This window comes from Paracidovorax wautersii (assembly GCF_900113035.1).
In the GTDB taxonomy this organism is placed as follows: Bacteria; Pseudomonadota; Gammaproteobacteria; order Burkholderiales; family Burkholderiaceae_C; genus Paracidovorax; species Paracidovorax wautersii.
This window is the reverse complement of sequence record NZ_FONX01000013.1, coordinates 16344-36632: the sequence shown is the minus strand read 5'-3', so window position 1 is coordinate 36632 and position 20289 is coordinate 16344. Positions and strand designations below refer to the sequence as shown.

Here is a 20289-nt window from a genome sequence, read left to right as displayed (position 1 = left end):
GCCTTCTTGGTGGTGGCTGCGGCCTTGGGAGCAGCAGCGGCCTTCTTGGCGGTGGTTGCCGTGGCGGCCGTGGTCTTCTTCTCGGCCGTCACCTTCTTGGTGGTGGACGCCTTGGTGGTAGCGGCCTTCTGGGTGGCCGGTTTTTTCGCAGTTGCCATCATTTTCTCCTTGGGTCAATTGACGAAGAGCACCTCATGCCTGCATTGGGCACTCGGCGATCCATGCGCACGGGCCTGTGTCCCATGCGCACGAACGCGGGAACGCCCCAGGCGCCGCGCTCCTGCGGGGAGCGCTGACACGGGGCGTGGAAGAAGTTGCATGGCCTGGAATACCGGAATGGTGATCAGTCCCAGGACAGCGCGCCGCCGGACTGGTACTCGATGACGCGCGTCTCGAAGAAGTTGCGTTCCTTCTTCAGGTCGATCATCTCGCTCATCCAGGGGAATGGGTTCTCTTCGTTCGGGAACAGCGCTTCCAGGCCGATCTGCGTGGCACGGCGGTTGGCGATGTAGCGCAGGTAGCCCTTGAACATCGATGCGTTCATGCCCAGCACGCCGCGGGGCATGGTGTCTTCGGCGTACTGGTATTCCAGTTCGACGGCCTTCATGAACAGGGCCTTGATCTCGTCCTTGAACTCCGTCGTCCAGAGGTGCGGGTTCTCCAGCTTCAGCTGGTTGATCAGGTCGATGCCGAAATTGCAGTGCATCGATTCGTCGCGCAGGATGTACTGGTACTGCTCGGCGGCGCCGGTCATCTTGTTCTGGCGGCCCAGCGCGAGGATCTGCGTGAAGCCGACGTAGAAGAACAGGCCTTCCATCAGGCAGGCGAAGACGATCAGCGACTTCAGCAGGGTCTGGTCGGTCTCGGGCGTGCCGGTCTTGAACTCGGGGTCCATGATCGCTTCGATGAAGGGGATCAGGAACTGGTCCTTCTGGCGGATGGACTCGACCTCGTTGTAGGCGTTGAAGATCTCGCTCTCGTCCAGGCCCAGCGATTCGACGATGTACTGGTAGGCGTGCGTGTGGATCGCTTCCTCGAAGGCCTGGCGCAGCAGGAACTGGCGGCATTCGGGCGCGGTGATGTGGCGGTACGTGCCCAACACGATGTTGTTGGCGGCCAGCGAGTCGGCCGTCACGAAGAAGCCGAGGTTGCGCTTGACGATGCGGCGCTCGTCCTCGGTCAGGCCGTTCGGGTCTTTCCAGAGCGCGATGTCGCGGGTCATGTTGACCTCTTGCGGCATCCAGTGGTTGGCGCAGGTGGCCAGGTACTTTTCCCAGGCCCACTTGTACTTGAACGGAACCAGCTGGTTCACGTCGGTCTGGCCGTTGATGATGCGCTTGTCCGATGCCTTGACGCGGCGGTGCTCGGCGGCTGCGGAGGCTTCGGCCGACAGGCTCGGCTGCGTTGCGGCAGCACCCTGGAAGGCTGCCGGCGAAGGCGCTGCGGGGCGGTAGCCGGGCAGGCCACCGTCCGTTGGTTTTTGCGATGAGGGCTTGACTTCTTCGTCCCAGGACAGCATAGATTTTCCAGTGCTCTGATTATGGAAGCAGCGCTGCAAAATGAAAAGCGCTGCACGGGGTGCTGCCGTGATTTGTTGCTCTACGACACACGCGTTGCAGCACCGGTTTTTCCGGCGCCGCAACGCGTGGCGGCGATCACTGGCAGGCTTCGCAGGTAGGGTCGTCGATGGCGCAGAACTTGACGTCGGTGGCCGGCAGTGCGGCGGCCTGGGCCTGCGCTGCGGCGGCTGCGGCTTCGAGCGCGCTCGGGGCTGCTGCAGCCGGTGCCGAGCCTTCGCTGCCGGAGGCCACGGAGTTCAGCTGGCGCGTGTTCACCGTGCTCATCTCGACGTGCGTCGCGCTCTGCGTGCGCAGGTAGTACGTGGTCTTGAGGCCGCGCACCCAGGCGAGCTTGTAGGTCTCGTCGAGCTTCTTGCCCGAGGCGCCGGCCATGTAGATGTTCAGGCTCTGCGCCTGGTCGATCCACTTCTGGCGGCGCGATGCGGCTTCCACCAGCCAGGTGGGCGCCACTTCGAAGGCGGTGGAGTAGAGCGCCTTCACTTCCTGCGGCACGCGGTCGATGGAGTGCAGCGAGCCCTTGAAGTGCTTGAGGTCCATGACCATCACGTCGTCCCACAGGCCCAGGCGCTTGAGGTCGCGCACCAGGTAGCCGTTGATGACGGTGAACTCGCCCGACAGGTTGGACTTGACGGACAGGTTGCCGAACGAGGGCTCGATGGAGGCATCGACGCCGACGATGTTGGAGATCGTGGCGGTGGGCGCGATGGCCACGCAGTTGGAGTTGCGCATGCCGTCCTGGGCGATCTTCTTGCGCAGGGCATCCCAGTCGAGCGTGGACGAGCGGTCCACTTCCACGTAGCCGCCGCGCGCTTCTTCCAGCAGGTTCAGGCTGTCGATCGGCAGGATGCCGCGGTCCCACAGCGAGCCGGTGTAGCTTTCGTAGCGGCCGCGTTCCTTGGCCAGTTCGGTCGATGCCCAGTAGGCGTAGTAGCAGATGGCTTCCATCGAGCGGTCGGCGAATTCGACCGCGGCTTCGGAGGCGTAGGGCACGCGCAGTTCATACAGGCTGTCCTGGAAGGCCATCAGGCCCAGGCCCACCGGGCGGTGGCGCATGTTGGACGTGCGGGCCTTCTCGACGGCGTAGTAGTTGATGTCGATCACGTTGTCGAGCATGCGCATGGCCGTGGAGATGGTCTTGCGCAGCTTGGCGTGGTCGAGTTCCTTGCCGTTCGCGCCGTCCTTCAGATGGCGCATCAGGTTGACCGAGCCGAGGTTGCAGACCGCGGTTTCGGTGTCGCTGGTGTTGAGCGTGATCTCGGTGCAGAGGTTGGACGAGTGCACCACGCCGGCGTGCTGCTGGGGCGAGCGCACGTTGCAGGCGTCCTTGAACGTGATCCAGGGATGGCCGGTCTCGAACAGCATCGTGAGGATCTTGCGCCACAGGTCGGTCGCCTGGATGGTGCGCGAGGGCTTGATCTCGCCGCGCGCGGCCTTCTCTTCGTAGGCGACGTAGGCCTTCTCGAAGGCGGAGCCGAACAGGTCGTGCAGGTCGGGCACGGAGGAGGGCGAGAACAGCGTCCAGGTGCCCTTTTCCATCACGCGGCGCATGAACAGGTCGGGGATCCAGTTGGCCGTGTTCATGTCGTGCGTGCGGCGGCGGTCGTCGCCGGTGTTCTTGCGCAGCTCCAGAAACTCTTCGATGTCCAGATGCCAGGTTTCCAGGTAGGTGCAGACCGCGCCCTTGCGCTTGCCGCCCTGGTTCACGGCCACGGCCGTGTCGTTCACGACCTTGAGGAAGGGCACCACGCCCTGCGATTCGCCGTTCGTGCCCTTGATGTGCGAGCCCAGGGCGCGCACGCGGGTCCAGTCGTTGCCCAGGCCGCCCGCGAACTTGGAGAGCAGGGCGTTTTCCTTGATGGATTCGTAGATGCCGTCGAGGTCGTCGGGCACCGTGGTCAGGTAGCAGGACGAGAGCTGCGAACGCAGCGTGCCGCTGTTGAAGAGCGTGGGCGTGCTCGACATGAAGTCGAACGAGGACAGCACTTCATAGAACTCGATGGCGCGGGCTTCGCGGTCGGCTTCGTTGAGCGACAGGCCCATGGCCACGCGCATGAAGAAGGCCTGCGGCAGTTCGATGCGCGTCTTGCGCACGTGCAGGAAGTAGCGGTCGTACAGGGTCTGCAGGCCGAGGTAGTCGAACTGCTGGTCGCGCTGCGCGTTCAGCGCCTTGCCCAGGCGGTCCAGGTCGAACTCGAGCAGGCGCGGGTCCAGCAGTTCGTTGTCCACGCCCTTCTGGATGAATTCGGGGAAGTAGGAGGCATAGGCCGCGCTCATTTCGGCAGGCACCACGTCGCGGCCCAGCACTTCGCGCACGATGGTGTGCAGCAGCAGGCGGGCGGTGGCGTAGGTGTAGTCGGGGTCCTTCTCGATCAGCGTGCGGGCCGCGAGGATGGAAGCCTTGTAGACCTCGTCCATGGGCACGCCGTCGTACAGGTTGCGCATGGTTTCCGACACGATGGGCGCGGCGTGGATGTCGGCGCCCAGGCCCGAGCAGGCCGATTCGATCAGCTGGTGCAGGCGCAGGATGTCCAGGTCCACGCGCTGGCCGTTGTCGATCACGCGCAGAGCCGGCATGGCGGGAGCCAGCTTCTCTTGCTGGTGGACGCGCTCTTGCGCGCGGCGTTCACGGTAGAGCACGTAGGCGCGGGCGACTTCGTGGTGGCCGCCGCGCATCAGGCCGAGTTCGACCTGGTCTTGCACGTCTTCGATGTGGAAGGTGCCGCCCTGGGGACGCGAGCGGATCAGGCCGCGCACCACCGCCTGGGTCAGGGCGTCCACCGTCTCGCGCACGCTGGCCGAAGCAGCGCCCTGCGTGCCGTGCACGGCCAGGAAGGCCTTCATCAGGGCCACGGCGATCTTCTGCGGCTCGAACGGAACGACGGCGCCGTTGCGGCGGATGGTCTGGTAGTGGGACAGCGTGTTCAGGCTCGGCATGCCGCTGGAGGCGTCGGCTTCGGACGGGGCTTGCGTCCGGTTGACGTCAAGGGATGGGGTATTGAGCGCAGCTTGCATCGGGTCCTCTCAGGAGCTGTACGGGGAAGGGGCGACGCGGGCGTGGATTGCCGCATCGCACAAGAAAAAGGCAGGGGCAGCGAGTGCCGTGCCACACTATATCTGGGGTCTGGGGAGGGCGCAAGACACTACCTATGGTGTCTCGTGCCTGTAACGTGCCGTTCGCCGGAATCAGGAAACATGCCTGTGCCGAGGCCGGAAAGACGGGGCGAACCGTCCGCGGGGGCGCTATTCTCGCAGCACTTCGGCGCCTTCCGGGCGAATAAGGTTTTTTTGTCGCGTCCGCCGTGAGCGGCAGGGCTCGGGCCGGCTCAGACGGGCGGGAGCTTGTCCTCTGGCCAGCCCAGTTGGCGGGCCAGATGCCGCCAGTCGAACCCGGGGCCCGGGTCCCGCTTGCGCCCGGGGGCGATGTGTTCGTGCCCCGCGACATGGGCGATGGGGAAGCGCTCGGCCAGGTCGCGGCACAGCTGCGCCAGGCGGTCGTATTGCGCGGGTTCGAACTCCAGGCCTTCCAGTCCCTCCAGCTCGATGCCGATGGAGTCGTCGTTGCAGTTGCTGCGGCCGCGGTAGGCCGAGGGGCCGGCATGCCAGGCGCGTTGCGTGCAGTCCACGAACTGCCAGAGCGTGCCGTTGCGCTGGATCAGGAAATGTGCCGACACCTCCAGGCCCCGGATGCCCTGGTAGTAGGGGTGGGCGTCCCAGTCCAGGGTGTTGGTGAACAGCTGGTGGATGGCCCGGCCACCGTATTCGCCGGGCGGCAGGCTGATGGAGTGCACGACGATCAGGTCCAGCACGGCGCCTGCGGGCCGGGGGCCGAAGTTGGGCGAGGGCTCGCGCAGGGCGGGCTGGTACCAGCCGCCGTTCCACAAGGGCGAATCGTGGGGCTGCCCTGCGGCGGTGGAGGGGCGGGTCTCAGGCGGCATCGTCAGCGCTTTCTCCGGCCGAGGGCATGGCGATGTCCAGCCGCTCGATGCGGTAGCGGATCTGGCGCAGGCTGATGCCCAGCTTGGCTGCGGTCGCCGTGCGGTTGAAGCCCGTCTCGCGCAGGGCGCGTACCAGGATGTCCCGCTCCTGCTGATCCAGCCAGCCCTGCAGGTCGGCGGGCAGGGGGGGCGCGGCGGAGGTGCCTGCCCCGTCGGCGTGGGCGTTGTCGGTATCTGGCGACACGCCGGCGGGCATGGGCGTGTCCGTGGTGCCCGGCGATGCGGGGTTCTCCACCTGCAACTCGTCGCCCTCGCTCAGGGCCACGGCGCGATGCAGCAGGTTTTCCAGTTCGCGCACGTTGCCGCTCAAGGGGTAGCGGGCGATGCGTTCCAGCGCGGTACTGGTCAGCCGGGGCACGGGCGTGCCGGATTCCTGGGCGATGCGTTCGAGCAGGGCCGCGCACAGTGCGGGCAGGTCTTCGCGGCGTTCGCGCAGCGGCGGGATCAGGAACTCGATCACGTTCAGGCGGTAGTAGAGATCCTGCCGGAACTGCCCGGCCTGCACGTCGGCCGCCAGATCGCGGTGGGTGGCGCTGAGGATGCGCACGTCCACCGTTTCCTCCTGCGTGGAGCCCAGGGGGCGCACCGATCGTTCCTGGATGGCGCGCAGCAGCTTGGACTGCATCGCCAGCGGCAGGTCGCCGATTTCGTCCAGGAATAGGGTGCCCCCGCGTGCTGCCTGGAAGTAGCCGTCGCGGTCCTGCGTGGCGCCGGTGTAGGAGCCCTTGCGGGCGCCGAAGAATTCGGCTTCGAGCAGGTTTTCCGGAATGGCGCTGCAGTTCACCGCCACCCACGGGCCGCTGCTGCGCTGGCTGCTGGCATGCAGGGCGCGCGCGACCAGTTCCTTGCCGGTGCCGGATTCGCCCCGGATCAGCACGGGCGCCATGCTGCGGGCGACCTTGGCGATGCGCTGCTTGACGCTGCGCATGGCGGCGGATTCGCCGACCAGCCGCTGCAGCGCCACAGCCTGGGTGGGGCCATCGCTCTGGGCGGTGCCCGTGGTGCGGGGCACCGGGCCGCTGCGGCTGCCGAAGCGTGGTGCGGCCGGTGCGGCGTCCTGCACCGCGGAGGCCACCACCGAGCGGAACTGGCGCAGGTCCACCGGCTTGGTCAGGTAGTCGAAGGCGCCGCAGCGCAGGGCCTCGACGGCGTTCTCGGCCGATCCGTAGGCCGTCATGACCACGCAGCGTTCGCGGCGGTTCTGGCTGCGCAGGTCCTGCAGCAGCTCCAGGCCGAAGCCGTCGGGCAGCCGCATGTCGGTGATGACGGCGTCGAAGCGCCGGGCGTCGAGCTGGGCGCGCGCCTCGGCCACGCTGGAGGCGGTCTCTACCCGGTAGCCCTCGCGCAGCAGGGTCAGTTCGTAGAGCGTTCGCAGGTCGGGCTCGTCGTCGATGACGAGGATGGAGGCAGCAGCGGTCATGGGGCGGAGGTGCGTCAGACCATGATTGTGTCAAACAGGGTGGACGCGCCGGTAGCCGGCCGCATCGCCTGTCGGAAGGTGACCACGAAGGCGTTGCCGCCCACCATGCCGCGCCCTTGCACTTCGCGTGCCACGCGCTGGTAGCCGATGGAGGCGCCATGGCGCTGGCACAGCTCGCGGCAGATGTAGAGGCCCAGGCCGCTGGAGCGGCTCTCGGACGAGAAGAAGGGCTCGAACAGGTGCCGCTCCACCGATTTGTCCAGCGGGGCGCCGTCGCTCCAGACCTGCAGGCTGGCCGGGCCCTGCTCGGTGGCATGGGTGCTGAGCTGCAGCGAATCGGGCTGCGTGCCCATGTAGCGGACGGCGTTGTCCAGCAGGTTGACCAGCACCCGGCGCAGATGCTCGGCATCGAATTCGACCTGCGCGCCCCGGGTATCCAGGCGGACCGGCGCCGTGCGGCGGCCGGGCGCCTGGGACTGCCAGTCGGCCGCGATCTGCGCCACGGCGTCGTCCAGCACCAGCAGGGCCGTGGGGGCGTGGCTGATCTGGTGCTGCACGCGCGCGATGTCCAGCACCTCTTCGGCGATGCGCGCGAGCCGGTCGGCGTTCTGCTGCACCATGCGCGCCAGCCGTTGCTGGGCCGGGTCGGTCAGCTCTTCCTCCAGCAGCGCATTGGCCTGCACGATCGCTGCCAGCGGGTTGCGGATCTCGTGCGCCACGGCGGCCGACATGCGGCCCATGGCGGCGAGCTTTTCCGTGCGCAGGCGGGCCTGCATCTCCCGCAGGTCGTGCAGGAACATCACGCACAGCGGCTCGCCGCCGTTGCTGTTGCCGCCGCTGCCCGGCGTGTCCGAACCCTGCGGGCCGGAGGTGAGCCAGGTGCGCACCCGCAGGCCCACCGGGCGGGCGCCGGCCTGGAGGATGTCCAGATCGGCGGACTGGGGCTGCCCCTGTTCGAACGTTCGCTGCGCCATCTGGGCGAGGGAAGCCCAGTCGGCCGAGCCCGACAGCAGGAACGGCGCCGCTGCCTCGGCCTGCTGGCCGAGCAGCTGCGCGGCCGCGGGGTTGGCCATCCGCACCACGTCGCTCCGGTCCAGCACCAGCACGCCGTCGGCCAGGTTCTGGATGATGCGGGCGCTGACGGCCTCCTGGGCCCGGGCCTCCATCTGGCTCAGCTGGGCTGCCTGCTGCACGCTGGTGAGGCGGGTGGCGAGCTGATGCACCAGATAGGCCGCGATGAAATAGCCCGTGCCGGTGAGCGCGGCCTGCAGGTAGCGCTGGGTGAGGTCGGCCCCCGCCCGGTCGCCGACCCACCACACCCAGGCCAGCGACAGCAGCGTGGCGCAGGCCGTCGTGCCCAGCGCCAGGGTGAGGGTTCCCAGGATGCTGGCCATGAGAATCGGCAGGCCGAAGAGCGGCGCGAAGTTCATCGGCCCCACATGCAGGGCCTGCAGCGCCGCGACCATGACCAGGTCCACGCCGATGGTGGGCAGCCAGTGCGCCCCCGCGTGCGCCGGGGGCGGGGCCTGCCGGGCCCAGATGCGCAGCGCGATCGTCGCGCAGAGGTAGGCCAGGCAGAGCAGCAGCGGCGCGGGCTCGTTCCCCTGGTTCAGCACCATGCCCAGGCCCTGCAGGAACAGGATGGCCAGCGCGACCATGATGCGGCCGGTGAGGAAGCCGTGCCAGAGTCGCAGGAAGGGGCCGTCCGCCGGGCGTGCGCGCAAGGAGGTCAGCATGTTGCGGACCGCGTGGGGCCGTCAGGCCGGGCCGCGTTGCGCGTGGGCTGCAGAGCAGTAGCTGTGCCCGTCGCGCTGCACGGCTTCGGACTGCGGCACATGCATGCCGCAGTGCGCGCAGGGCACCATCTGCACCATGGGCAGGGCGGCGGGCGGTGGGCGGTGCGGTGCCGGCGGCGCTTCCGTCCTGCGCTGGTGGTTGCGCCAGATGCCCCAGGCCACCATCAGGATCACGGTCAGCAGCAGGTATTTCATGCGGCACGCCCCAGGATCACCTCGACCACGAAGCGCGAGCCCGCATAGGCCAGCAGCAGCAGCGCGGCACCCGCATACAGCACCCGCACCGCGCTGCGCCCGCGCCAGCCGAAACGGGCACGGCCCAGCAGCAGCACCGCGAAGGTCAGCCACGACAGCAGCGAGAAGACGGTCTTGTGGTCCCAGATCCAGGCGCGGCCGTAGAGGACCTCGCCGAACAGCCAGCCGGCGACCAGCGTGGCCGATAGCACCACGAAGCCGGCCTTGACGAAGCGGAAGGTGAGCCGCTCCAGCGCCAGCAGGGGGATGCCGCTGTGCGGGTCGGCCGCCAGCCGGATGTGGCGCTCCGCCCGGGTCATCAGCCAGGCATGTACGACGGCGGCGGCGAAGAGGCCGTACGACGCGATGCCCAGCGCCAGGTGCAGGGGCAGCCAGGGCGATGCCGTGACATGCAGGGGCTGGCCGGGGAACACCTGGCCCAGGATGACGGTGGCAGCGCCCAGGCTGGCGAGGGTCCAGCGGGCCTGCATCTGCGGAAAGAGCTGCCTCTCGACCACGTAGGCGGTGAGCACCAGCCAGGCCGTCATCGACAGCGCGGGGCCGAAGCCGAAGTGCGGCGTCTGGCCCACGAAGCCCCAGGCCAGCACTGCGCCGTGCAATGCCCAGGCCAGCAGGAGGGTCCAGCGTCCGCGGTCGGCGCCGAGCCGCTTGCCTGCGGCGGCCGGAACCGCATAGGCCGCTGCCGCAGCCAGAGCCAGCAGCCAACCGGGGAGAGACGTGCTGGGTAAAATCATGGGTTCGCAGTTTAGCCTTTCGCCCGCCTCCGGCTGGCAAGGCGGCCGACCGCACAAGCCGGTGGGCGCACATTTCCCAAAGACTTCTATGGCCTCCGCTCTTACCGAAAAACTCACGCGACTCGTCAAGGAGATGCGGGGTCAGGCCCGCATCACCGAATCCAATGTCCAGGACATGCTGCGCGAGGTGCGCATGGCCCTGCTGGAAGCCGACGTGGCGCTGCCCGTGGTGCGCGACTTCATCGCCCGCGTCAAGGAAAAGGCGCTGGGCCAGGAGGTGCTGGGCTCGCTCAAGCCGGGCCAGACCCTGGTGTCCATCGTCAACCGCGAGCTGGCCGCCACCATGGGCGAAGGCATAGCCGACATCAACCTGGCCGCCCAGCCGCCGGCCGTGATCCTGATGGCGGGCCTGCAGGGCGCGGGCAAGACCACCACCACGGCCAAGCTCGCCAAGCACCTGATCGAAAAGCGCAAGAAGAAGGTGCTCACGGTCTCGGGCGACGTGTACCGCCCGGCCGCCATCGAGCAGCTCAAGACCGTGACCCGCCAGGCCGGCGCCGAATGGTTCCCCAGCACGCCCGACCAGAAGCCGCTCGACATCGCCCATGCGGCGCTGGACTATGCCAAGAAGCACTTCTTCGACGTGCTGCTGGTCGATACGGCCGGCCGCCTGGCGATCGACGAAGTGCTGATGCGCGAGATCCAGGACCTGCACGCCGCGCTCAAGCCCGTGGAAACGCTGTTCGTGGTCGATGCCATGCAGGGCCAGGACGCGGTCAACACCGCCCGTGCCTTCAAGGAGGCGCTGCCGCTCACGGGCATCGTGCTGACCAAGCTCGATGGCGATTCGCGCGGCGGTGCGGCGCTGTCGGTGCGCCAGGTGACCGGCGCGCCCATCAAGTTCGCGGGCGTGTCCGAGAAGATCGACGGCCTCGAAGTGTTCGATGCCGAGCGCCACGCGGGCCGCATCCTGGGCATGGGCGACATCGTGGCCCTGGTCGAGCAGGTCAGCGCCGGTGTCGATATGGAGGCCGCTCAGAAGCTGGCCGCCAAGGTCAAGAGCGGCGACGGCTTCGACCTGAACGACTTCCTCTCGCAGCTGCAGCAGATGAAGCAGATGGGCGGCCTCTCCAGCCTCATGGACAAGCTGCCCGCCCAGCTCACGGCCAAGGCCGGCCAGGTCGATATGGACAAGGCCGAGAAGGACATCCGCCGCAAGGAAGGCATCATCCAGAGCATGACCCCGCTGGAGCGCCGCAAGCCCGAACTCATCAAGGCCACGCGCAAGAAGCGCATCGCCATGGGCGCCGGCGTTCACGTGCAGGAAGTGAACCGCCTGCTCAACGAGTTCGAGCAGATGCAGGGCATGATGAAGAAGATGAAGGGCGGCGGCCTGATGAAGATGATGAAGAAGATGGGCGGGCTCAAGGGCGGCCTGCCCGGCATGGGCGGCATGCCGCGCTTCTGAGGGCCATCCACCCGCGCAGGGCGGCCCGCATCGGTTGCGCGCCGCCCATGAAAAAACGCCCCGCGATGCGGGGCGTTTTCGTTGGCGGGTGCTTCCCGGGGCTCAGGCGCTCAGGCGGCCTTGAGGACCGGACGGGCCAGCCGCGTGGCATGCAGCCAGGCGCGGCGCAGCACCGGGGGCGACCACGATTCCTCGGGGATCAGCAGCAGGCGCTGGGCGCGGGCCGCTTCGCCCATGCGGATGTGGCTGGTCAGCACCGTGAGCGGGATCGACAGTGCCAGCGGCAGGCCCACGGGCAGCAGCCAGATCAGCGCGCTGCCATCGACCCAGGCCACGGCGGCGGCGAGGGCGGCGACCACCAGGCTCATGGGCGCCAGCTTGCGGGCGGCTTCGGTCCAGGGCACGGCAGCGGCTTCGCGGGGAGGCGACTTCCAGTCCAGCTTCAGGCCCGTCAGCGCCACGATCACGAACAGCGAGTGGGCCAGCATGCGGATGGGGGCCTGCAGGATGGCCAGCGTGCTTTCCAGCGCGGCGCTCTTGAAGAGGCTCAGCGTGCCGCCGTATTGCTGCTGCTCGCGGCGCATCAGGATCGCGGTCACGCCCAGCACGCGGGGCAGGAACAGCATGCACAGCGTCCAGGCCCACAGGCCCATCAGCTCGCCGGGCAGGATGTTCCAGTCGGCGACCATGCGTGCGCCGGACAGCCACAGCGCCGTGCCCAGGGTGATGAAGGCCAGCCACAGCGGGGCGGACAGGTAGGCCATCGCGCCGGTCACGAACATCGTGCGGTGGACGGTGTGGATGCCGGGCTCGGCCATCAGGCGTGCGTTCTGCAGGTTGCCCTGGCACCAGCGGCGGTCGCGTTGCAGCTCGGCCAGCAGGTCGGGCGGCTGTTGCTCGTAGCTGCCGACCAGGTCGGCCACCAGCCAGACGTGGTAGCCGGCGCGGCGCATCAGCGCGGCTTCGACGAAGTCGTGCGACATGATGCCGCCGGCCAGGCCGCCCGTGCCCTTGATGGGGGCCAGGGCGCAATGCTTCATGAAGGGCTCGACGCGGATGATGGCGTTATGGCCCCAGTAGTGCGATTCGCCCAGCTGCCAGTACTGCATGCCCAGCGTGAACAGCCGGCCTGCCACGCGCGAGGCGAACTGCTGGGCGCGGGCGTGCAGGGTGACGTGGCCGATGGCCTGCGTGGCGGTCTGGATGATGCCGGCCTGCGGGTTGGCTTCCATCAGCTTGGCCATGGAGACGATGCAATCGCCGCTCATCACGCTGTCGGCATCGAGCACGACCATGTACTTGTAGTCCTTGCCCCAGCGGCGGCAGAAGTCGGCCACGTTGCCGGCCTTGCGGTGCGTGCGGCGGGTGCGCAGGCGGTAATAGACCTCGACCTGCGGCTGCTTGGGGCTGGTGGCGAGTGCCGCGCGCAGCTCTTCCCAGGCGGCGCGCTCGGCGGCGGCGATGGCCGGGTCGTAGCTGTCGGACAGCACGAACACGTCGAAGGTCTTGCCATGGCCCGTGGCGGCCACCGATTCGCAGGTGGCGCGCAGGCCGGCGAAGACGGTGGCGACGTCTTCGTTGCAGATCGGCATGATGATCGCGGTGCGCGCGTCTTCGGCCAGCGTGTGGCTGTCCACGCTGCGTGCCGACAGCGAATGGCGGTCGCCCTTGAGCATGACCCAGAAGCCCATCAGGCCGGTCAGGAAGCCCGTGACCACCCAGGCGGACAGCAGGGCGAACAGGGCGAGCTGGCCGTATTCGAGCCAGGCGCTTTCGTATTCGGGCTGCACGCCGGCGAACAGGGCGGTGGCCAGGGCGCTGCTGATGAGGGCCAGCACCAGGAACACCGCACGGCGCTGGCTGGCTGCGGCCTGCCAGGGCTGCTGGGGTTCGTCAGCGCGGCGGGACTGGGTGCGGCCGGTCAGGCGCATCAGCGCGGCGGTGCCGATGCTGTTCCAGAAACCGCGCCACGGGCGGGCGGGCATGGAGCCGCGGTGCACCGGAGGGGCGGTCAGCGAATTGGGGTGGCGTTCTTCCCGCAGCGTGCTGCGCTGCGATTCGACGGGCGCCGCGTAGGAGGCGCCCACGGGGGCGACGTGGGCCGGAGCATGCGGAGCGACGTCCAGCATTCCAGTCCTGGAAGAGGTGTGTGTTTCCATGGGGTGCTCGAGGCTTTGGGGTTGTTCGTTGATGGACGCGCCAACGCCGCCACTCGCCACCCGCGAGGAGCGTTGTTGTGCATGCGAAGGGGAGGTGTGCGCTGGGTTCATGCCAGACATAGGGCAAACCCCGTGCCAGGCCTGAAAAGCGCTTATGGATCAACGACTTGGAAGGTTTTCGGGCTGTAAGCGTATGTGCGCCCTGCCGAAACACCCTGGAAAACCCTGTTTCTGTCGCAAAACAGCGACCGGATTACCCGCTGCTGCGGGTTTTCCTTTTTAAATCAACGGTTTATTCGTGTCGCTCATTGGCGACATCATCGGCCGCGCCCTCTTCGGCCTTGAACTGTCCCGGGGTCAGCGCGTGCTTTTGCAGCAGCCGGTAGAACTCCGTGCGGTTGCGCTGGGCCAGCCGGGCGGCATCCGCCACGTTGCCGTCCGTCATCTTCAGCAGGTCCACCAGATACTCGCGCTCGAAGCGCTGCCGCGCCTCGCTGAGGCTGAGCACCTGCACGGCCGGCGTGCGCAGCGCCCGCTGCACCAGGCCCAGCGGCACCAGCGGCGTGGTGGACAGCGCGCAGACCTGTTCCACCACGTTGTAGAGCTGGCGCACGTTGCCGGGCCAGGAGGCCGAGGTGAGGGCCTTGAGCGCCTCGGGCGAAAAGCCCGACAGCCGCTTGCCGTACTTGCGCGCCAGCAGGTCGAGGAAGTGGTTGGCCAGCAGGGGGATGTCTTCGCGCCGCTCGCCCAGCGTGGGCAGCGACAGGGTCACCACGTTCAGCCGGTAGTAGAGGTCTTCGCGGAACTGGCTGGCGGCCATGGCCGCCTCCAGGTCGCGGTGGGTGGCGGAGATGATGCGCACGTTCACCGGCAGCGACTGGCTGGAGCCCACCGGGCGCACCGCGCGCTCCTGCAGCACGCGCAGCAGCTTGACCTGCAGCGCGGGCGGCATGTCGCCGATTTCGTCGAGCAGCAGCGTGCCGCCGTCGGCTGCCTGGAAGAGCCCCTTGTGGTTGCTCACCGCATCGGTGAAGGCGCCCTTCATGTGGCCGAAGAGTTCGGATTCGAGCAGCGCCTCGGGAATGGCGCCGCAGTTCACCGCCACGAAGGGCCGTGCCGCGCGGGGGCTGGCCCGGTGGATGGCGCGGGCCAGCATCTCCTTGCCCGAGCCGCTGTCGCCCAGCAGCAGCACGCTGGCGTCCGACTGCGCGACCATGTGCGCCTCGGCCAGCACCTCGGCCATGCGGTTGGAGCGGCTGACGATCTCGGCGCGCCAGGTTTCGTTGGCGTGGCTGTGCGTGGTGGCCGGGGCGCTCAGCGCCAGCGCCTGGTGGATCTTCTCGATCAGTTCCTTGCCGTCGTAGGGCTTGGTGAGATAGGTGAAGACGCCGCGTGCCGTGGCCTCCACCGCATCGGGAATGGTGCCGTGGGCGGTGAGCAGGATCACGGGCAGCGACGGGTGGCGCGCGCGCACCTCGTCGAACAGGGCTAGCCCGTCGCGTCCGGGCAGCTGCACGTCGCTCAGCACCAGCTGCGGGCGCTGGACTTCGAGCTGCGCGAGGGCGGCTTCGGCCGAGCCGACGGCGGACACCTCGAAGCCCGCGGCCTGCAGGCGCAGCGACAGCAGGCGCAGCATGTCGGCGTCGTCATCCACCACCAGGATGCGGGGCTTGACCGGGGCGGCGGCTTTGTTGACGGCCATGGCGATGTCTTTCGTCGTCGGTCAGGGCGCGGGATGCGTCCTGCTGCCGGAGCCGGCCGGGCCGCCCGGCCGCGCATTCAGGCTGCGCTCGATGGCGCGCATGGCTTCCAGCCGCTCGTTGAGCTGATCGTTGCGGCGCTGGGCGTCGCGCAGCTGCTGCGTCTGCCGGTCGAGCTGGTCTTCGAGCCGGCGCATGTGCAGGAAGCGGGTTTCCAGCATGCGGGCGAACGACTGCAGCGTGGAGGAGTTGCCGGGCTGGGCCAGCGCGCGCTGCGCCAGCCCCAGGGCGCGTGCCGTGTCCACCGGCTGGCGGGTCTGGCCGAGCGCCAGGGCCAGTTCGAGCTGGCGCTGCACGGACTCGTCCTGCAGCGGCGTCAGGTGGGCGATCTCGGCGGACAGCTCGCTCGGGCTGAGCGAGACCACCCGGTCGGAATAGGCGAGCAGCTGCGTGACGGGGCCTGCGCGGCGCGGCTCTGCGGGCGTGGCGGCCGGCTGTGCGCTGGCGGCGTCTCCAGGCAGCGTCTCAGGCGCAGCCTGCGGCGGGGCGGCCGGGGCGCTGGGCGCGGCTGCCGGTGCGGGCGCTTCGGGGGCTTTTTCGGCCGAAGGCGGCTGAGCAGGCGCGGCGCAGCCGGCCAGCAGCAGCGCGGCTGCCGTCAGCAGGCCGGCCAGGGCGAGCCCCAGCGGCGGATGGGCCGGTCGGGCCGGGGCGTTGCCGCGGGTGCGGGCGATGGCAAGGCTAGGAGGCATGGGGCAATTCGATGCGGAAGGGAGTGCGGGGGCCGTCAACCACCAGTTCCACCCGACCGCCATGGGCGGTGATGTATTCGTGGACGATGGACAGGCCGATGCCGGTGCCGCGGGCGGCATCCTGCGGCTGGCGGACGCCACGGTAGAAGGGCTCGAAGATGCGCGAACGGTCATTCTCGTCCACGCCCGGGCCTTGATCGACGAAGTCCACCCGGATGGCGCCCGGCAGATGTGACAAAACGATGCGGATGGCGCCGCCCTGGGGCGAGAAGCGGATGGCGTTGGAGAGCAGGTTGCCCACGGCCGACGCGATCTTGTCGGCATCCAGCGGCAGGGTCACCGGTCGGCCTTCCACGGCCACGTCGAGCTTGCGCGCCTGCCACTGCAGCCGCTGCGCCTCCACCTGCGCTTCCAGCAGCGCCAGCAGGTCGGTGGGCGTGCGGCGCAGCTGCCGGGCCTCGAAGGCCGCGGCGTTGAAGCGCAGCAGCGCCTCGATCTCGCCCTGCAGCACCATGGTGTTCTGGTGCAGGATGGAGACGACCTCGCTCTGGCCGGGGGTGAGTTCGCCCGTGATGCCGTCCTGCAGCAGGGCCACGCCCTCGCGCATGGAGGCCAGCGGCGTCTTGAGTTCGTGCGATACGTGGCGCAGGAAGCGCGCCTTGTCGGCGTCCAGTTCCAGCAGGCGCACGCGCAGCCATTCCAGCTGCTGGCCCACGCGGCGGATGTCCGCCGGGCCGGCGATCTCCACCGGCCGCGCCAGTTCGTTCTCGCCCAGCAGGCGGATGGCGCTTTCGAGCCGCTTGAAGGGCCGCGCCAGCCAGATGCCCAGCGCCAGCGCCAGCACCAGTGCCAGCACGATGACGCCGACCACCTGGTGCGTCACCTCGCGCCGGCTGGCTTCGATCTTTTCCTGCAGCGCGTCGCTGCGGTGGGTGTTGATGTCCTGTACCTGCTGCGAAATGATGGCGTTGAGCGCATCGACTTCCAGGAAGGTGGCCGCGGCGGCGCGCTCGTTCTCCAGCGACTGCGCCGCGGGCGCGTCGAGCAGCCGGGACACCTCGTTCAGATGGGCCAGCCATTTGGCGGCCAGCTCCGGCGGCAGGCCGTTGAGTTCCAGGCGCTGCAGGATGTCGCGGGCATCGCGGGCGCCTTCCTCGAAGCGGCGGCGCAGCTGCGCGTCGGCCAGCACCAGGGACTGCCGCGCCGAACGCTCCAGCGTCTGGCTGCGGGCATTGAGCGCCTGCGCCGCGGCGCTGAGCTGGATCGCCTCGGAGGCGCCCTGGCGGCTTTGCACCATCAGCTGCTCCAGCGTGAAGATGGCGCGCAGCGAGCTGGCGCCCAGCAGGCCGCCGATCAGCAGAAAGGCCAGCAGCAGCAGCTGCTGGAACGACAGGCCGCTCAGCGAGGCGACCTTGCTATGCCGTGCGGACACGCTCATCGCGGTGCGGCGCCGCTCAGGCCGGCAGGGCGGAGTCGGCCGTCACGACCTCGCCGCGCAGCGTGTAGGCTTTGGCTTCGGTGATGGTGACGTCCACCATCTGCCCGATGAGCCGCGGCTGGCCCGCGAAGTTGACCACGCGGTTGCATTCCGTGCGGCCCATGAGTTCGTTGCCGTCGCGCTTGGAGGCGCCTTCCACCAGGATGCGCTGCACCGTGCCCACGCGGCTTTCGCTGATCGACTTGATGTTGGCGTTGATGACGGCCTGCAGCTCCTGCAGGCGGCGCAGCTTGACCTCGTGCGGCGTGTCGTCGTGCAGGCTGGCGGCGGGCGTGCCGGGGCGCGGGCTGAAGATGAAGCTGAAGCTGTTGTCGAAGTGGATGTCGTCGATGAGCCTCATCATCTTGCCGAAGTCTTCCTCGGTCTCGCCGGGGAAGCCCACGATGAAGTCGCTGCTCATCGCCAGGTCAGGCCGGATGGCGCGCAGCTTGCGGATGGTGCTCTTGTATTCCATGGCCGTGTAGCCGCGCTTCATCGCCATCAGGATGCGGTCGGAGCCGTGCTGCACGGGCAGGTGCAGGTGGCTGACCAGCTTGGGGATGCGCGCGTAGGCGTCGATCAGGCGCGGCGTGAATTCGTTGGGGTGGCTGGTGGTGTAGCGGATGCGCTCGATGCCGGGGATGTCGGCCACGTATTCCAGCAGCAGGGCGAAGTCGGCCACCTCGGCCGTGCCGCCCATCTTGCCCAGGTAGGCGTTCACGTTCTGGCCCAGCAGCGTGACTTCCTTCACGCCCTGGTCGGCGAGGCCCGCCACTTCCACCAGCACGTCGTCGAAGGGGCGGCTGACTTCCTCGCCCCGGGTGTAGGGCACCACGCAGTAGCTGCAGTACTTGCTGCAGCCTTCCATGATGGAGACGAAGGCGCTCGCCCCCTCGACGCGCGCGGGCGGCAGGTGGTCGAACTTCTCGATCTCGGGAAAGCTGATGTCCACCTGCGGGCGGGCCAGGGCCTCGCGCTGCGCCAGCAGCTCGGGCAGGCGGTGCAGGGTCTGCGGGCCGAAGACCACATCGACGTAGGGTGCGCGCTTGATGATCTCGTCGCCTTCCTGGCTGGCCACGCAGCCGCCCACGCCGATCTTCACGCCCCGCGCCTTCAGGTGCTTGATGCGGCCCAGGTCGCTGAAGACCTTTTCCTGCGCCTTCTCGCGCACGGAGCAGGTGTTGAAGAGGATCAGGTCGGCTTCCTCCACGTTCTGCGTGGGCTCGTAGCCCTGGGTGGCGTGGAGCACGTCCACCATCTTGTCCGAGTCGTACTCGTTCATCTGGCAGCCGAAGGTTTTGACGAAGACTTTTTTGGACATCTGGGAATCCGAAGGGGTGCGCCGCGCCGGGAAGGACGCTGGCGATGAAGGAGGGGCGGCGAGAAAGGCGCGGAGGCTGGCGCCTTGCGGGCCGGCGTGCGCGCGCGATTCAGCGCAGTGCGGGGGCGTTGCTGTCCGGCTCGGGGCCGAAGCGGAAGTTGCGCTCGAGCGTGTCGGCGTTGCCCCTGAGCGGCGTGGCGGCTTCGCCTTCGCTCAGGATCCAGGCCGTCAGCAGCATGCCGGTGCTGGCCTCGATCAGGTAGTTGACCCGCATGCGCTGGCCGATCACCGTGTGCAGGAAGATGAGGCTGTTCTGCGGGCTGAAGAGGCGCATGCCCGGCGCCATGCGGATGGGCTTGCCATCCAGCTCCGCCTCGGCCGTGCTGGTGACCATCAGCGTGCCGCGCTGGGCGGCATCGGGAAAGTTGCGCGCAACGCCCGAGGCGGGCGGAATGTAGGGCTGCAGCGGCTGCGCGGCGGCAGCCAGGGGCGCGGCAGCGCAGCAGCAAGCCAGGCCGGCCAGCAGGAGCAGGCGGGCGCGGCGCGCGGCACGGATCGGCAGACAGCGGTTCATGGTGTACATCCAGGGGCTGAAGGCGTGATTCTAGGAAGGCGGCAGGCCAATGCGGCGCCGTGGGGCAAAGGCGCCGCCCAAAGAAAAAACCCACAGTGCAGGCACTGTGGGTTTCTTGTTTGGTGGTGGTAGGTGGACTTGAACCACCGACATCAGCATTATGAATGCTGCGCTCTAACCAACTGAGCTATACCACCGAAGCCTCAAATTATAGGGCAATTTTAGCTGTGTGTGAAGTTCGCCGCGCGTTTGTTGATGAAGGCGTCCATGCCTTCCTTCTGATCCTGGGTGGCGAACAGGGCGTGGAACAGCCGGCGCTCGAACATCACGCCGTCGGAGAGCGAGCCTTCGAAGGCCCGGTTGACCGATTCCTTGGCGGCCATGACCGCGATCTGCGAGAAGCCGGCGATGACCAGGGCCGCGCCCAGGGCCTCGCTTTCCAGCTTGTCGTAGGGCACCACGCGGCTGACCAGGCCCGCGCGCTCGGCCTCGGCGGCATCCATCATGCGGCCGGTGAGGGCCATGTCCATGGCCTTGGACTTGCCCACGGCGCGCGGCAGGCGCTGCGTGCCGCCCGCGCCGGGGATGACGCCCAGCTTGATCTCGGGCTGGCCGAACCTGGCGTTGTCGGCGGCGATGATGAAGTCGCACATCATCGCCAGCTCGCAGCCGCCGCCCAGTGCGAAGCCGCTCACGGCGGCGATCACCGGCTTGCGCACGGAGCGGATGCGTTCCCAGTTGCGGGTGATGTAGTCACCCTTGTACACGTCGGTGAAGCTGTACTTGGCCATGGCGCTGATGTCCGCGCCGGCCGCGAAGGCCTTCTCGCTGCCCGTGATGATGATGCAGCCGATGCGCTCGTCCGCATCGAAGGCGGCGAGCGCATCGCCCAGCTCGTTCATCAGCTGGTCGTTCAGGGCATTGAGCTGCTTGGGCCGGTTCAGCGTGATGATGCCGACCTTGTCCGCCTCGGTGCGGACTGCGATGACTTCGTAGGCCAAGGGGTGTCTCCGTCTGTCGTGTGGTGGTGCGCAGACTATACCGAAGGCCCCCTCGGGCCG

15 protein-coding genes and 1 tRNA gene are annotated in these 20289 nt (G+C 68.3%); 1 reads left to right on the top strand and 15 read right to left on the bottom strand.

The window, feature by feature from the left end; all coding sequences use genetic code 11:
* Positions 1-343 precede the first annotated feature (343 nt).
* From BM070_RS17300 to BM070_RS17270, 7 genes are all read right to left on the bottom strand, one after another.
* Positions 344-1519 (bottom strand): ribonucleotide-diphosphate reductase subunit beta, encoded by a 1176-nt coding sequence (locus BM070_RS17300; RefSeq protein ID WP_092940595.1) that lies wholly within the window; start codon positions 1517-1519, stop codon positions 344-346.
* A gap of 136 nt (positions 1520-1655) precedes the next feature.
* Positions 1656-4592: a ribonucleoside-diphosphate reductase subunit alpha gene (locus BM070_RS17295; protein WP_092940594.1), complete on the bottom strand. Its 2937-nt coding sequence runs from the start codon at positions 4590-4592 to the stop codon at positions 1656-1658.
* Between the two features lie 311 nt (positions 4593-4903).
* Positions 4904-5515: a 1,6-anhydro-N-acetylmuramyl-L-alanine amidase AmpD gene (ampD, locus tag BM070_RS17290; protein ID WP_092940593.1), complete on the bottom strand. Its 612-nt coding sequence runs from the start codon at positions 5513-5515 to the stop codon at positions 4904-4906.
* Positions 5505-6995 carry a sigma-54-dependent transcriptional regulator gene (locus BM070_RS17285; RefSeq protein ID WP_092940592.1) on the bottom strand — a complete coding sequence of 497 codons (1491 nt, stop codon included), beginning with the start codon at positions 6993-6995 and terminating at the stop codon, positions 5505-5507. Before BM070_RS17285 ends, ampD begins: the two co-directional genes overlap by 11 nt.
* 14 nt (positions 6996-7009) lie before the next feature.
* Positions 7010-8731, bottom strand: coding sequence for a two-component system sensor histidine kinase NtrB (locus BM070_RS17280; protein ID WP_092940591.1), 1722 nt, complete (start codon positions 8729-8731; stop codon positions 7010-7012).
* Between the two features lie 21 nt (positions 8732-8752).
* Complete coding sequence (locus BM070_RS17275) at positions 8753-8986, bottom strand: PP0621 family protein (RefSeq protein ID WP_092940590.1); 234 nt, start codon at positions 8984-8986, stop codon at positions 8753-8755.
* The gene (locus tag BM070_RS17270) at positions 8983-9780 is read right to left on the bottom strand and encodes a cytochrome C assembly family protein (RefSeq protein WP_092940589.1); all 798 of its coding nucleotides are present in this window, start codon (positions 9778-9780) and stop codon (positions 8983-8985) included. Before BM070_RS17270 ends, BM070_RS17275 begins: the two co-directional genes overlap by 4 nt.
* Positions 9781-9868: 88 nt before the next feature.
* Here BM070_RS17270 and ffh point away from each other — a divergent pair, with 88 nt between their 5' ends.
* Positions 9869-11248, top strand: coding sequence for a signal recognition particle protein (ffh, locus tag BM070_RS17265; protein ID WP_092940588.1), 1380 nt, complete (start codon positions 9869-9871; stop codon positions 11246-11248).
* A gap of 110 nt (positions 11249-11358) precedes the next feature.
* Here ffh and mdoH read toward each other — a convergent pair whose 3' ends face one another.
* The 8 genes from mdoH to BM070_RS17225 form a co-directional block, all read right to left on the bottom strand.
* On the bottom strand, positions 11359-13407 hold the full coding sequence (mdoH, locus tag BM070_RS17260) for a glucans biosynthesis glucosyltransferase MdoH (protein ID WP_092940587.1): 2049 nt from the start codon (positions 13405-13407) through the stop codon (positions 11359-11361).
* A 292-nt stretch (positions 13408-13699) separates the two neighbouring features.
* The gene (locus BM070_RS17255) at positions 13700-15109 is read right to left on the bottom strand and encodes a sigma 54-interacting transcriptional regulator (protein WP_092940586.1); all 1410 of its coding nucleotides are present in this window, start codon (positions 15107-15109) and stop codon (positions 13700-13702) included.
* A 21-nt stretch (positions 15110-15130) separates the two neighbouring features.
* Positions 15131-15856: a hypothetical protein gene (locus tag BM070_RS17250; RefSeq protein WP_245785276.1), complete on the bottom strand. Its 726-nt coding sequence runs from the start codon at positions 15854-15856 to the stop codon at positions 15131-15133.
* Positions 15846-17294 (bottom strand): sensor histidine kinase, encoded by a 1449-nt coding sequence (locus BM070_RS17245; RefSeq protein ID WP_092940585.1) that lies wholly within the window; start codon positions 17292-17294, stop codon positions 15846-15848. Before BM070_RS17245 ends, BM070_RS17250 begins: the two co-directional genes overlap by 11 nt.
* A 16-nt stretch (positions 17295-17310) precedes the next feature.
* Complete coding sequence (miaB, locus tag BM070_RS17240) at positions 17311-18654, bottom strand: tRNA (N6-isopentenyl adenosine(37)-C2)-methylthiotransferase MiaB (RefSeq protein WP_092940584.1); 1344 nt, start codon at positions 18652-18654, stop codon at positions 17311-17313.
* 109 nt (positions 18655-18763) lie between these two features.
* Positions 18764-19228, bottom strand: a complete 465-nt coding sequence (locus BM070_RS17235) for a hypothetical protein (protein ID WP_175518533.1) — start codon at positions 19226-19228, stop codon at positions 18764-18766.
* A gap of 120 nt (positions 19229-19348) precedes the next feature.
* A tRNA-Met gene (locus tag BM070_RS17230) sits at positions 19349-19425 on the bottom strand.
* A gap of 24 nt (positions 19426-19449) precedes the next feature.
* Positions 19450-20229 (bottom strand): enoyl-CoA hydratase, encoded by a 780-nt coding sequence (locus BM070_RS17225; protein WP_092940583.1) that lies wholly within the window; start codon positions 20227-20229, stop codon positions 19450-19452.
* Between the last annotated feature and the right edge of the window lie 60 nt (positions 20230-20289).